Raw genomic sequence first — 14,405 nt, 5'->3', positions numbered from 1 at the left:
TCTGTTAACGGCAGGTGAAAGGGGGTGAGCGGCGACATGGCGACCCGAGCGGTTGTCCGCTGTGATCCGGCGCACATCGCGCCCCGCTTTATTCCAGTCCCAGCTCGTCTTTTAGCTCCTTGAGGTAGCGGCGGCTGACCGGTACCCGGGCCCCGCTCGGGGTCACGATCTCCGCCAGTTGATTCTCCAGCAAACGGATTTCGAAGATGGCGGCCGGGGCCACCAGATACTGGCGGTGACAGCGCAGCAGCGGGGTCTTCTCCTCGAGGGACTTGAGGGTGAGCTGGGTGTGAAACAGCTCGCCCTGGCAGGCGACATGGACGCCGCCGAGATCGGAGAAGGCGTACTCCACCTGGGAGGTTGGGAGCAGCCGCACCCGGTTGTGCAGGTATCCGGGGATATGGTGGATGGTCGGGGCCAGGGTCCCGACCGGTTGCGGGGTGATGTCCTGCCTGAGCCGCGCCAGGGTCTTGGCGAGGCGCGCCGGCTCCACCGGCTTGAGCAGGTAGTCGAAGGCGTTCTCCTCGAAGGCCTGGATGGCGTAGTCGTCGAACGCGGTGACAAAGACGATGCGGGGCAGGGGATCGAGCATGGCCACCAGCTCCATGCCGCTGAACTTGGGCATCTGGATATCGAGAAACACCACATCCGGCTTGAGTTGCTGGATGAGGCCGAGCGCCTCGATGGCGTTGCCCGCCATGCCTAGGATCTCGATGTCGGGATCGCTGGCCAGCAGCTCTGCCAGCTCTTCGCGGGCATAGGGCTCGTCATCGACGATCAGGGTGCGGATCATGTCATCTCCTTGGCGGTGGTGCGGGGTTGTCGTGGGAGGGTCAGGGAGACCCGGGTCCATTGCTCCGGCTCCCACTGGACGTCAATGCCATAGCGCTCGCCAAAGGCGCTCTTGAGGCGCTTGTCCACCAGGCTCATCCCCAGACCATCCCCCTGGCCGGATGGCTGCCAGGCCCCGGCGTTGTCTTCGACGCAAAGGGTGATCGCCTCGGGGGTCTCCCTCGCGAAGAGGCGAAGTCGCCCCTCTCCCAGCAGGGAGCAGATGCCGTGCTTGATGGCATTCTCGATGAGGGGTTGCAGGGTGAAGCTCGGCAGTTGCACCTCGGCAAGGTGGGGCGGGATCTCGTTGATGACGGTGAGCCGCTTGCCAAAGCGGGCCTGCTCTATCTCCAGGTAGGAGAGGCAGTGCTCCTGCTCTTCCCGCAACGTGGTCAGGCCGCTCTGGCGCTTGAGGTTGTTGCGAAAGAAACGGGAGAGGTGCAGCAGCAGCTCCCGTGCCCGTCCCGGATCGCGGCGGGTAATGGCGCTGATGGTGTTGAGGGTGTTGAACAGGAAGTGGGGGTTTATCTGTGCCTGCACCAGCTTGAGCTCGGATTGCACCAGCAGGCGCTGCTGCTGCTCCAGGCGGCCTGCCAGCAGCTGCTGGGACAACAGGTTGGCGATCCCTTCTCCCAGGGTGTGATTGATCTTGAGGAAGAGCCGCTTCTTGGGCTCATACAGTTTGATGGTGCCGATCACCCCCTCGTCACCCTGCAGGGGTATCACCAGCACGGAGCCGAGCTGGCACTGGGGGGAGATGCTGCAACGATAGGGCTGGCTGTTGCCATCGGCGAACAGCACCTTGTTCTGGGCGATGGCTTGCAGGGTGATCGCCGAGGTGATGGGGGTGCCCGGCTTGTGGTGATCTTCCCCGGTGCCGATGAAGGCGAGGATTTTGTCGGTGTCCGTGATGGCGACGGCGCCGACGCCGGTCTCTTCCTGAACGATATGGGCTATCTTGCCGCTGGCCTCCGGAGTGAACCCCTGGCTCATGATGCCGACGGTACGGTTGGCGATGGTGAGCGCCTTGGCGGAGAAGACCCGGGAGAACTTTTCGTACATCCGCTGCTGGTCGCGGATCATGCTGATGAAGAGCGCCGCCCCGCAGGAGTTGGCGAGGATCATGGGGGTGGCGATGGTGCGCACCAGCAGCAGGGACTTGTCGAAGGGGGTGGCGACCAGCAGGATGATCACCATCTGCATGATCTCGGCCACGAAGGTGGTAAAGAAGGCGACCCTGGGCGCAAAGAGGTCATTGACCCTGCCTGCCCGCATCAGCCGCCAGTGCACCAGCCCCCCCAGCAAGCCTTCGCAGGTGGTGGAGATGGCGCAGGCGAGATCGGTGAACCCCCCCAGGGTATAGCGGTGCAGGCCGCCGGTCAGCCCCACCAGGAATCCCACCAAGGGGCCACCCAGCAGTCCCCCCAGTACGGCACCGACCGCCCGGGTGTTGGCGATGGCGTCATCGATGTTGAGGCCCACATAGGTTCCCAGGATGCAAAAGCAGGAGAAGATGACATAGATGAGCACCTTGTGGGGCAGCCTGACGGAGTAGTTGGCCAGGGGACGCAACAGGGGGCTTTTGGAAAAAAGGTAGGCGATGACCAGGCTGACGCTCATCTGCTGGAGCAGAGAGAGGACTAGTTGCATAAAAAAGCTTCCTCAAACACCACGCCGGAGCCTGGCGTTGTCATGACGCAGGGTGAGCCTGAGCCCGTCTTGATGCGGGCTGAGGGCTGAACGCTGCGGCAGTTTGCCAGAATGGAAAAATAAAACCATATAAAATCAGCACGTTAAATTGATATTTGTGTAACCTGCGCCCGCTTGATATTGCTGATACGAGCATGAAGGTATCCACCGGATACGCCACACGGAGGTGGCATGCTCCGCCCGGTCATCGGCTGGGCGTTTTTTATCCAGCTCCAATGGTGGACGATTTCGAGGGGACCTGAGCAATTATTCAGGTTTGTCCAATGAGTTATCCCCAGCTTCTGGGGATAACTCAGAAGGCGAAATAGTAACAGACCCGCCGACCCAGACCGAAAAAGGCGCGTTGCGCGTCGGCCAGCTCTTCCTGTCTGAGGGTGGCGACGATGCTTCGCGCATCTTCCCGCAGATCGATCATGGCCACCCCTTCCGGCCGCTGCCCCTTGAGGTAGGGCTGCACCTTGGGTCTGAGGGGCATGCTGGGCTCGGTGGAGAGCACCAGGGCCAGGGCATCGTCATCCAGGCGCACCAGGGAACCCGGCGGATAGACCCCCAGCACTTTTATCAGCAACCTGACCTGGGTTTGCTCGAACTTCTTCTGGGAGAGCTTGTAGAGCTGGCCGATCACCTGGCTGGGTCCCGGCGGGTTGAGGCCGCTGCGCGGGTGAAGCAGCTCGTCATAGTGATCCACCAGCCCGATGAGGCGGGCGAGGGGGGGGATCTTGTCGCCCTTGATCCCGAGGGGAAAGCCGCTGCCATCGAGGCGCTCGTGATGCAGGTAGGCGACCTCGCGGATCCTGGGTTCGAAAGCCTGCAACTGGTTGAGCATCTCCAGTCCGTACTGGGGGTGCATGTTGAGGAAATTCTGCTCCGCCTTGCTGAGCTCCCCCCGCTTCTGGATGATCTGGCTCGGGATCCTGAGCTCGCCGATGTCGTGGAGCAGGCCCGCCAGACCGGTCTCCTCGATCTCGACGGGATTCATGCCAAGCTCCCGTGCCATCAGCATGGCGATGAAGGCCACACTCAGGCTGTGTTGCAGCAGGGTATCCGTGTTCTGGCTGCGGATGAGGTGCAGACCGAGCGGCCCCTGGTGTTCTGCCAGACGGGCGGCGGTGCTGCGCACTATCTGCGCGGTATTGGCCAGGCCTTCGTCCGGTTTGAGGTTGAGGGCGCCAAGGGCGTCGCGAAGATCTGACAGGGATTGACCGAACGCCTTGTCCGCGATGCGAAGGGAGCGCCTGAACGCCTTTTCGTCGAAGGTGGGGCCCTCAGAAGAGGAGGTGGTATCCCCCGTGTCGCTCATCTCAAGAGAGGGGACGGGTTCGGCCCGCAGCAGGGGCTCGACCGGCAGATCGCTCTTGTCGGGATCCACCATCAGCAGGGTCAGGTCGAGGTGGCGGATGATGTCGAGCTGTTGCTGGTCCTTGATTTTGAAGGCGTTGAACATGAAAGGGTGGCTCGTCCATCCCGTGGGAAGATGGATGTAGTGGCCGACTCTCAACTGCTCGATGGAGGCCTGTATCAGCGCCATGGACTAGCTCTTCTGTCGAATTTGCCTATCAACAAGCTAGCAAAATTAAACAGATAGACAAACAAAAAAGCCCGCGCATGTGCGCGGGCTTTTGTCATCCGTGGCGTTTATCAGGCCTTGGATTTTTTCTTGTTGTCCACCTTGGCGTCGACCTTGGCTGCAACCGGGGCGGCAGCAGGGGCTTCCTCGATGAAGGGACGGCCGTAGTAGGTGTCCATCAGGATGGCTTTCAGCTCGGTGATCAGCGGGTAGCGCGGGTTGGCGCCGGTGCACTGGTCATCGAAGGCTTCCAGCGCCAGCTGGTCTACCTTGGCCAGGAAGTCCGCTTCGTTCACGCCGGCTTCGCGGATGGAGGCCGGGATCCCCAGGGTAGCCTTCAGCTCGTCCAGCCAGGTCAGCAGCTTCTCGATCTTGGCGGCGGTACGGTCACCGGCAGCGGTCAGGCCCAGGTGGTCAGCCACTTCGGCGTAGCGACGGCGAGCCTGCGGACGGTCGTACTGGGAGAACGCGGTCTGCTTGGTCGGGTTGTCGTTCGCGTTGTAGCGGATGACGTTGCTGATCAGCAGGGCGTTGGCCAGACCGTGGGGGATGTGGAACTCCGCACCCAGTTTGTGGGCCATGGAGTGGCACACACCCAGGAAGGCGTTGGCAAACGCGATACCGGCGATGGTGGCGGCGTTGTGCACCTTCTCGCGGGCAACCGGGTCGTTGGCGCCGTTGATGTAGCTGGAGGGCAGGTAGTCCTTCAGCAGTTTCAGGGCTTGCAGCGCCTGACCGTCGGAGTATTCGTTGGCCAGCACGGAGACATAGGCTTCCATGGCGTGGGTCACGGCGTCGATACCACCGAAGGCACACAAGGATTTGGGCATGCCCATTACCAGGTTGGCATCCACGATGGCCATGTTCGGGGTCAGCTCGTAGTCGGCCAGCGGGTACTTCATGCCGGTGGCGTCGTCGGTCACGACCGCAAACGGGGTCACTTCAGAACCGGTACCGGACGTGGTGGTGATACAGACCAGTTCGGCCTTCACGCCCATTTTCGGGAACTTGTAGATACGCTTGCGGATGTCCATGAAGCGCATGGCCAGGTCTTCGAACGCGGTGTCCGGGTGCTCGTACATGACCCACATGATCTTGGCGGCATCCATGGGTGAACCACCACCCAGGGCGACGATCACGTCCGGCTTGAAGGAGTTGGCCATCTCGGCGCCCTTGCGGACCACGGACAGGGTGGGGTCGGCTTCCACTTCGTAGAAGATCTCCACTTCCATGTTCAGCTTCTTGAGCAGGCGAACCACTTCATCGGCATAGCCGTTGTTGAACAGGAAGCGGTCGGTCACCACCATGGCGCGCTTCTTGCCTTCCAGGTCGCCCAGGGCGATCGGCAGGGAACCACGACGGAAGTAGATGGATTTCGGAAGTTTGTGCCACAGCATATTTTCTGCCCGTTTTGCGACTGTCTTCTTGTTGATCAAGTGCTTGGGACCGACGTTCTCGGAGATGGAGTTACCACTCCAGGAGCCGCAACCCAGGGTCAGGGACGGGGCCAGCGCGAAGTTGTACAGGTCACCGATACCACCCTGGGTGGAGGGGGTGTTGATGAGGATACGGGCGGTCTTCATCTTGTCGCCGAAGTACTTGATGCGGTCGGCATTGCGATCCTGGTCGGTATAGAGACCGGAGGTGTGGCCGATACCACCGATGTTGACCATGTCGCAGGCCATTTCGACGGCTTCTTCGAAGTTCTTGGCACGGAACATACCCAGCGTCGGGGAGAGTTTCTCGTGAGCGAACTCGTCTTCCGCGCAGAGTTCCAGACCTTCACCGATGAGGATCTTGGTGGTGGCAGGCACGGTCACACCGGCCATGGCGGCGATCTTGGTAGCAGGCTGGCCCACGATGTCGGCGTTCAGGGCGCCGTTGATCAGCAGCACTTTACGCACCTTGTCCGCTTCGTCCTTGGAGAGGATGTAGCCGGCGTGGGTCGCGAAACGCTCCTTGACCTGGTTGTAGATGGAGTCGACCACGATGACAGCCTGCTCGGAGGCACAGACCACGCCGTTGTCGAAGGTCTTGGACATCAGGATGGAGGCGACGGCACGCTTGATATCGGCGGTCTCGTCGATGACGATGGGCACGTTGCCCGCACCCACGCCGATGGCGGGCTTGCCGGAGGAGTAGGCGGCCTTCACCATGCCCGGGCCACCGGTGGCCAGGATCAGGTTGATGTCGTTGTGGCGCATCAGGGCGTTGGAGAGTTCGACGGAGGGTTGATCAATCCAGCCGATGATGTCTTTCGGCGCACCGGCGGCCACGGCAGCATCCAGTACCAGCTTGGCAGCGGTATTGGTGGAGTTCTTGGCGCGGGGATGCGGGGAGAAGATGATGGCGTTGCGGGTCTTCAGGGAGATGAGGGCCTTGAAGATCGCAGTGGAAGTCGGGTTGGTGGTCGGTACGATACCGCAGATGATGCCTACCGGCTCGGCGATGGTGATGGTGCCCATCTCGTCGTCCTGGCTCAGGATGCCGCAGGTCTTCTCATCTTTATAGGCGTTGTAGATGTATTCGGAGGCGAAGTGGTTCTTGATAACCTTGTCTTCGATGATACCCATACCGGATTCAGCCACGGCCATCTGGGCCAGGGGGATACGGGCGTTGCTGGCGGCCAGGGCGGCGGCACGGAAGACCTTGTCTACCTGCTCTTGCGAGAAGCTGGCGAATTGACGCTGTGCTTCTTTGACGCGGGCAACCAGTGCATCCAGTTCAGCCAAATTGGTTACTGCCATGTTTATCTCCTGATGATTTGAAAACTGTTTAGTAAGACCTTGGCAATGCCCGGCAATTATAGCCACCTTGTCAAGGCGAGAATCACCATAACGGGGTATTTACATGCCTTAGTAAACTGTTTTCTGGCTCGATTATAGGGTCGGGATGTGTCAGAAAAGATTGATCTGGATCATATGTAACAAAAGAACAAAAGAAATTTTGTTTCACCCCTTGTCGCACCACTATGTTACGGGAGTGTGTCATCCTTTCTTGGCATCACGAGCTGCTGTCACGCACCCTTGGAATATCTGCTTAGGGAAGGGGATCCGATGAATTCTCGCCTTGACCGGGATGGGGGGAGGTGGCATTGCCGTGATGGCGGCAGAACGCCCAGCCCCTGACGTTTCATTTATGTTGAGAAAGGGGTTGTTGTTTTCATCCAGTCGCCCTGGCGAAACAGCACATCTGACGGTGGCAGGGAACGTGTCACCTCTTCACAGCCGACCCCACTGGTGCCGCACCAGGGTGAGAAAGGCCAAAAATCGGGGTCACAGGAGCGGGTGGGGGCGGCAAGCAGGTGTGGTGAGAAGCAAGGGTGCCATTTGCCGAAAATATCGTTTCTTGGCTTAGGGTTGATATAACGCGCTGCCATGGCACCCGGCGATGTTAATGGCGACCTCTCTCCCTTAACAACCCGATATGTTGAATTTTGTCGATACATTAGCGGAACTAACTAAAAAGCCCCGGTAAGGGTGAGATTATTTGATTGGAGAAGGGAAAAGCCATGGTGTAAATTTACGCGCAGTTTGGGGGCTGGCCCCTTGTGGCTCGTATTGGTTCTGGATGGCGCCTATGGCAACAATAGACTTCTCTTTATACCTGAAATTTTTCGTCGGCCTGTTCGCGATCATCAACCCGCTGGGTCTGTTGCCGGTCTTTGTGAGCCTGACGGGCCACATGTCGCCGGAGGAGCGACGCAAGACCAACACCACCGCCCACATTGCCGTGATGATCATCCTGATGGTCTCCATGTGCATGGGACAGCTCATCCTCGACAGTTTCGGCATCTCCCTGGCGTCGTTTCGCATTGCCGGTGGCTCGCTGATTACCTTGATCGCCTGGTCCATGCTGCAGGGCAAGCTGGGGGAGGTGAAGCATAACAAGCAGGAGAAGGGTGAACTGGCTGCGCGTGAATCCATTGCCGTGGTGCCCCTGGCTCTGCCGCTGATGGCCGGACCCGGTGCCATCTCCTCTTCCATCGTCTATGCCAGCCAGAAGACCCTGCCCCAGATGGCCGGCATGTTCGTGGTGGTGGTGGCGTTTGCCTGCTGCTCCTGGCTCATCTTCCGCGCCGCTCCCCTGCTGTTCAAGCTGATGGGCAACACCGGCATCAACGTGGTGACTCGTATCATGGGTCTCATCATGATGTCCCTTGGCATCGAGATCATCGTGGCGGGCATCAAGGGAGTCTTCCCCGGTCTGGTGTGAGCCAGGTCCGTTTTTGTCGGAGCCGGTCCTTGTGACCGGCTTTTTATTGTTTCTTTTTTGTTGGTCATTTCCTAGAATCGAGCGGCCCTGTACGAAAAATGACCGTCTCGGGATATTTAAATGCTGAATAAATGGTTTTAAGTTGTTTTTTTGACCATGAAAGCGGCCTGTTCCTGATGATATCTATTGCATTATCAGAATTGTCAGGGAATTATGCGGGCAGCGAGGTGTTTGTCTCGTGGATAACAAATGCATGGAATGTTCTTGTTGGAGTATGGAAATGACTCATAGAAAAACAATTATTAATACCCTTTTATTGACTGCACTTTTCGGTGGCGCCACCCTGGCTCACGCCGCCGATGTCCCCGCCGGTACCAAGCTTGCTCCCGAGCAAACCCTGGTGAAAGGCAATGGTTCCGAACCCGCCACCCTGGATCCCCAGAAAGTGGAAGGTACCCCCGAATCCAACGTATTGCGTGACCTGTTCGAAGGTCTCGTCTCCTCCGGCCCCAAGGGCGAAACCCTGCCCGGCGTCGCCGAGTCCTGGGAAACCAAGGACAACAAACACTACGTGTTCCACCTGCGCAAGGATGCCAAGTGGTCCAACGGGGATCCCGTCACCGCGCATGACTTCGTCTTTGCCTTCCAGCGCGCGGTGGATCCCAAGACGGCCTCTCCCTACTCCTGGTACATGGAGATCCCGACCATCATCAATGCCTCCGACATCATCGCGGGCAAGAAGCCGGCCGACACTCTGGGTGTGAAGGCGGTGGACGATCATACCTTCGAGGTGCAGCTGGAGAAGGCGGTGCCTTACTTCGTCAGCATGCTCTCCCACACCACCACCTATCCGGTCCCGAAGAAGGTGATCGAGAAGTTCGGTGACAAGTGGACCCAGCCCGGCAACATGGTATCCAACGGCGCCTACGTGCTGAAGGACTGGGTGGTCAACGAGCGTGTCGACGTCGAGCGCAACCCCAACTACTGGAACAACGGCAAGACCGTCATCAACAAGGTGACCTACCTGCCCATCCAGTCCACCAACGCCGAGCTGAACCGCTATCTGGCTGGCGAAGTGGATCTGACCTACAACATGCCCATCGAACGCTTCAAGCAGATGAAGAAAGAGCTGCCGGACGAAGTGAAGGTCAGCGGCTATGTGGGCACCTACTACTACACCTTCAACACCAAGCGCAAACCTTATGACGACGTGCGGGTGCGTACTGCACTCACCTACGCCATCGATCGCGACGTGATCGCCGACAAGGTGATGGGCAAGGGTGAGACCCCGGGTTATGCCCTGGTGCCCGACTTCGTGGACGGCTTCAAGCCGGTGGCACCATCCTGGTCCAAGCTGACCCAGGCAGAGCGCGATACCAAGGCGAAAGAGCTGCTGACCGAAGCCGGTTACGGCCCGGGCAACCCGCTCAAGTTCGAGCTGCTCTATAACACCGACGACAACCACAAGAAGGTGGCCGTGGCCGTCGCCTCCATGTGGAAGAAGCTCGGCGTGCAGGTGAGCCTGGTGAACCAGGAGTGGAAGACCTATCTGGAGACGCTCAAGCAAGGCCAGTTTGATGTGGCCCGTCGTGGTTGGATTGCCGACTACAACGAAGCCTCCTCCATGCTGGATCTGATGCAGACCACTCACGGCAACAACGACGGCAAATACTCCAACCCGACGTTCGACAAGCTGATGAGCGAGTCCCGCAACCAGGTGGATGCCGAGGCGCGCAACAAGCTCTATGTCCAGGCCGAAGAGATCCTGGCCAAGGACATGCCGATCGCCCCCATCTATCAGTACGTGACCTCCCGCATGGTCAAGCCCTACGTGGGCGGCTACCCGGCCAACCCGCTGGACAACATCTACAGCAAAGACATGTACATCGTTGCTCACTGAGTAAAGAAACAAGTCGCATAACAAGCAGGGCCCGCCAGACGGCGGGCCTTTATTACAACCGCGACCCTTTGGAAGCAGTACAGGACAGGAAATGTCTATGTTGAAATTCATCCTTAAACGTCTACTGGAAGCGATCCCGACTCTGCTGGTCTTGATCACCGTCTCCTTCTTCATGATGCGCTTCGCCCCGGGTAACCCCTTCACCAGCGAACGCGCCCTGCCGCCGGAAGTCCTGGCCAACATCGAAGCCAAATATGGCCTGGACAAGCCCATCGGCATGCAATACCTCACTTACCTCGGCAACCTGGTCCAGGGGGATCTGGGGCCTTCCTTCAAATACAAGGACTTCACCGTCAATGATCTGGTGAGCCAGGCCCTGCCTGTCTCCGCCAAGATAGGCTCGGTCGCCTTCCTGCTGGCAGTGACCCTGGGGGTCACCTTCGGCACCATTGCGGCCCTGAAACAGAACACCCTCATCGACTACCTGTTGATGTCGTCGGCCATGGCCGGGGTGGTGATACCCGGCTTCGTGCTGGCACCGCTGCTGGTGCTCTTCTTCAGTATCTATCTGGGCTGGTTCCCGGCGGGGGGCTGGCAGGGGGGCGGCGCCCAGTTCATGGTACTGCCGGTGTTCGGCATGATGATGTACTACATCTCGGCCATCTCCCGCATCATGCGCGGCAGCATGATCGAGACCATGAACTCCAACTTCATCCGTACCGCCCGCGCCAAGGGGCTGCCCCTGCGCCACATCATCCTCAAGCACGCGCTGCGCCCGGCCATGCTGCCGGTGGTCTCCTACCTGGGACCGGCCTTCGTGGGCATCATCACCGGCTCCGTGGTCATCGAGACCATCTTCGGCCTGCCGGGGATTGGCCAGCTGTTCGTCAACGGTGCCCTCAACCGTGATTACTCCATGGTGCTCGGTCTGACCATTCTGGTCGGCGCCCTCACTATCACCTTTAACGCCGTGGTCGATATTCTCTATGCCGTCATCGATCCCAAGATCCGTTACTAAGCCGGGAGTACATCATGGTAGTCACAACTGAAAAGCGCGAAGCCGTCGAGGCGTTCGCCCAGAAAGTGGAAGTGGTGGAAGGACGCTCCCTGTGGAAGGATGCCCGTCGCCGTTTCCTGCGCAACAAGGCGGCCCTGACCAGCCTCATCATTCTGACCATCATCGGTCTGGCGGTGATCGTGGGGCCCCACCTGTCCCAGTACACGTTCGATGACCCGGACTGGGGGGCCATGCAGAGTGCCCCGGACATGGAGACCGGCCACTGGTTCGGCACAGACAGCCTGGGGCGCGACCTGTTCGTGCGTACCCTGCTCGGCGGACGCATCTCCCTGATGGTCGGCATCATGGGGGCCCTGGTCGCCGTCATCATCGGCACCCTCTACGGCGCCGCGTCCGGCTTCATCGGCGGTCGCGTCGACAGCCTGATGATGCGGGTGCTTGAGATCCTCAACGCCTTCCCCTTCATGTTCTTCGTGATCATGCTGGTGACCTTCTTTGGTCGCAACCTGGCCCTCATTTTCCTCGCCATCGGGGCGGTGAGCTGGCTCGACATGGCGCGGATCGTGCGGGGCCAGACCCTGAGTCTCAAGAGCAAGGAGTTCATCGAGGCGGCCCACGTCTGCGGCGTCTCCAAGTGGAAGATCATCACCCGTCATATCGTGCCCAACGTGCTCGGCATAGTGGCGGTTTACGCCACCCTGCTGGTGCCGGGGATGATCATGTTCGAATCCTTCCTGAGCTTCCTGGGTCTGGGCGTGCAAGAGCCCATGACCAGCTGGGGCGCCCTGCTGGATGAAGGCTCCAAGTCGATGGAAGTGGCCATCTGGCAACTCCTGTTCCCCGCCGGTTTCATGGTGGTGACCCTGTTCTGCTTCAACTTCCTCGGGGATGGTCTGCGTGATGCCCTGGATCCCAAGGATCGCTGATACCCAGGGACCGGCAAGACGCCAAGGGGCCATCAGACCCGTTCAGGGAACGCACCGCGTTCACCACGGGCAGGCCCCCATCACGACAGCGCGATAAGGAGTACTGAGATGAAATTACTGGATGTGAAAGATCTGCGGGTCGAGTTCAAGACCCCGGACGGCAATGTGGTGGCCGTCAACGACCTCAACTTTTCTCTTTCTGCTGGCGAAACCCTGGGGATCGTCGGGGAGTCGGGCTCAGGCAAGTCCCAGACTGCCTTTGCCATCATGGGGCTGCTGGCCAAGAACGGCGTCATCACCGGCTCGGCCAAATTTCAGGGGGACGAGATCCTGAATCTGCCGGAGCACAAGCTCAACAAGATCCGCTCCGAGAAGATCGCCATGATCTTCCAGGACCCCATGACGTCGCTCAACCCCTACATGAAGGTCAAGGATCAGCTGATGGAAGTGCTGATGCTGCACAAGGGGATGACCAAGGCTGCCGCCTTCGAGGAGTCGGTGCGCATGCTGGACGCGGTGAAGATCCCCGAGTCGCGCAAGCGGATGAACATGTACCCCCACGAGTTCTCAGGCGGCATGCGCCAGCGGGTGATGATCGCCATGGCGCTCCTGTGCCGGCCGCAGCTGCTCATCGCCGACGAGCCGACCACGGCGCTGGACGTGACGGTACAGGCCCAGATCATGACCCTGATGAACGAGCTCAAGCGCGAGTTCAACACCGCCATCATCATGATCACCCACGATCTTGGCGTCGTGGCCGGCATCTGCGACAAGGTGCTGGTGATGTATGCAGGCCGGACCATGGAGTACGGCCGGGTCAACGATATCTTCTATCGCCCGAGCCACCCCTATACCGAAGGCTTGCTGCGCGCCATTCCCCGCCTCGACACCGAAGGGGAAGAGCTGCCCACCATTCCGGGCAATCCGCCCAACCTGCTGCGTTTGCCCACTGGCTGTCCCTTCCAGGAGCGTTGCCACCGGGTGAGCGAGATGTGTGGCCAGCAATCGCCGATCCTGACACCGTTCAACGACGGCCGGGAGCGGGCGTGCCACTGGGTATCGGATGCCATGATCAAGGGAGTGAACTAAATGGGTACTGACAAGAAACTGCTGCTGGAAGTGTCCGACCTCAAGGTTCACTTCCATATCAAGAGTGACAAGGCCTGGCCCTGGGCCAAGCCCTCCGCCCTGAAGGCGGTGGACGGGGTGACCCTGCGCCTCTACGAAGGGGAGACCCTGGGCGTAGTGGGGGAGTCCGGTTGCGGCAAATCCACCTTCGCCCGTGCCCTCATCGGCCTGGTACCGGCCACCGACGGCAAGGTGGTGTGGCTTGGGCAGGACTTGACCAAGCTCGAGCAGAACGCCCTGCGGGAGAAGCGCAAGGAAATCCAGATGATCTTCCAGGACCCGCTGGCCTCCCTGAACCCCCGCATGACCATAGGCGACATCATCGCCGAGCCCCTCATCACCTTCTACCCGACCCTGCCAAGGGAAGAGGTGAAGGAGAAGGTGCGCGCCATGATGACCAAGGTGGGTCTGTTGCCGAACCTGGTGAACCGTTACCCCCATGAGTACTCCGGCGGCCAGTGCCAGCGCATCGGCATCGCCCGGGCGCTCATCCTCGAGCCCAAGATGATCATCTGTGACGAGCCGGTCTCGGCGCTGGATGTCTCCATCCAGGCTCAGGTGGTGAACCTGCTCAAATCCCTGCAAAAGGAGATGGGTCTCTCCCTCATCTTCATCGCCCACGACCTCTCCGTGGTCAAACACATCTCCGATCGGGTGCTGGTGATGTACCTGGGGAACGCGGTGGAGCTGGGGACTGGCAAGGAGATCTTCGCCAATCCCCTGCACCCCTATACCAAGGCGCTGATGTCGGCGGTCCCCATCCCGGATCCGGATCTGGAGCGCAGCAAGGTCATTCAGATCCTGGAAGGGGACTTGCCATCCCCCATGAATCCGCCCTCCGGCTGCGTGTTCCGCACCCGCTGCCCGGTGGCAGGTCCGGAGTGCGCCAAGACCCGGCCTCAGCTCGAGGGCAACTTCGACCACGCGGTTTCCTGTCTCAAGGTGGATCCGCTCTGAGGATGGGATCGTGACAGGGGCGCCCGGGTGGCGCCCCTCTTTTTTGCCTGCCCATCAAATCCTCTCTTGGCGCCAGCGGTTGTCGCTGCTACTATCCGCCGCACAAGGGGAGTAACTTCTCGCCGGTTTGTCGTCATTACGGTGCACCCATAT

At 59.9% G+C, this 14,405-nt stretch carries 10 protein-coding genes; 6 read left to right on the top strand and 4 right to left on the bottom strand.

Annotation, left to right across the window (positions count from 1 at the left end):
- Nucleotides 1-88: 88 nt before the first annotated feature.
- The 4 genes from btsR to adhE all read right to left on the bottom strand — a co-directional run bounded on the left by btsR (nucleotide 89) and on the right by adhE (nucleotide 6,855).
- Nucleotides 89-793 carry a two-component system response regulator BtsR gene (gene btsR / locus AACR77_RS17965; protein ID WP_042883161.1) on the bottom strand — a complete coding sequence of 235 codons (705 nt, stop codon included), beginning with the start codon at nucleotides 791-793 and terminating at the stop codon, nucleotides 89-91.
- A complete protein-coding gene (locus AACR77_RS17960) occupies nucleotides 790-2,481 on the bottom strand; it encodes a sensor histidine kinase (protein ID WP_042883159.1) in 1,692 nt (563 codons plus the stop codon). Before AACR77_RS17960 ends, btsR begins: the two co-directional genes overlap by 4 nt.
- Nucleotides 2,482-2,833: 352 nt before the next feature.
- On the bottom strand, nucleotides 2,834-4,069 hold the full coding sequence (locus AACR77_RS17955; protein WP_042883157.1) for an HD-GYP domain-containing protein: 1,236 nt from the start codon (nucleotides 4,067-4,069) through the stop codon (nucleotides 2,834-2,836).
- Between the two features lie 110 nt (nucleotides 4,070-4,179).
- Nucleotides 4,180-6,855, bottom strand: coding sequence for a bifunctional acetaldehyde-CoA/alcohol dehydrogenase (gene adhE / locus AACR77_RS17950; protein ID WP_042883155.1), 2,676 nt, complete (start codon nucleotides 6,853-6,855; stop codon nucleotides 4,180-4,182).
- Nucleotides 6,856-7,687: 832 nt separating this feature from the next.
- Between adhE and AACR77_RS17945 the strand changes: the two genes are divergently transcribed.
- The 6 genes from AACR77_RS17945 to oppF all read left to right on the top strand — a co-directional run bounded on the left by AACR77_RS17945 (nucleotide 7,688) and on the right by oppF (nucleotide 14,252).
- Nucleotides 7,688-8,323, top strand: a complete 636-nt coding sequence (locus tag AACR77_RS17945) for a YchE family NAAT transporter (protein ID WP_042883153.1) — start codon at nucleotides 7,688-7,690, stop codon at nucleotides 8,321-8,323.
- 280 nt (nucleotides 8,324-8,603) lie between these two features.
- Nucleotides 8,604-10,223, top strand: a complete 1,620-nt coding sequence (locus tag AACR77_RS17940; protein WP_042883151.1) for an ABC transporter substrate-binding protein — start codon at nucleotides 8,604-8,606, stop codon at nucleotides 10,221-10,223.
- 97 nt (nucleotides 10,224-10,320) lie between these two features.
- Nucleotides 10,321-11,241: an oligopeptide ABC transporter permease OppB gene (gene oppB, locus AACR77_RS17935; RefSeq protein ID WP_010674330.1), complete on the top strand. Its 921-nt coding sequence runs from the start codon at nucleotides 10,321-10,323 to the stop codon at nucleotides 11,239-11,241.
- Nucleotides 11,242-11,255: 14 nt separating this feature from the next.
- A complete protein-coding gene (gene oppC / locus AACR77_RS17930) occupies nucleotides 11,256-12,167 on the top strand; it encodes an oligopeptide ABC transporter permease OppC (protein WP_010674331.1) in 912 nt (303 codons plus the stop codon).
- Between the two features lie 108 nt (nucleotides 12,168-12,275).
- Nucleotides 12,276-13,256, top strand: a complete 981-nt coding sequence (locus tag AACR77_RS17925) for an ABC transporter ATP-binding protein (RefSeq protein ID WP_042883149.1) — start codon at nucleotides 12,276-12,278, stop codon at nucleotides 13,254-13,256.
- Nucleotides 13,257-14,252, top strand: a complete 996-nt coding sequence (oppF, locus tag AACR77_RS17920) for a murein tripeptide/oligopeptide ABC transporter ATP binding protein OppF (protein ID WP_042883146.1) — start codon at nucleotides 13,257-13,259, stop codon at nucleotides 14,250-14,252.
- Nucleotides 14,253-14,405 lie beyond the last annotated feature (153 nt).

Origin of the sequence: Aeromonas sp. ZOR0002 (assembly GCF_963866995.1) — a bacterium.
In the GTDB taxonomy this organism is placed as follows: domain Bacteria; phylum Pseudomonadota; class Gammaproteobacteria; order Enterobacterales; family Aeromonadaceae; genus Aeromonas; species Aeromonas caviae.
This window is presented reverse-complemented; position numbering and strand designations above follow the sequence as displayed.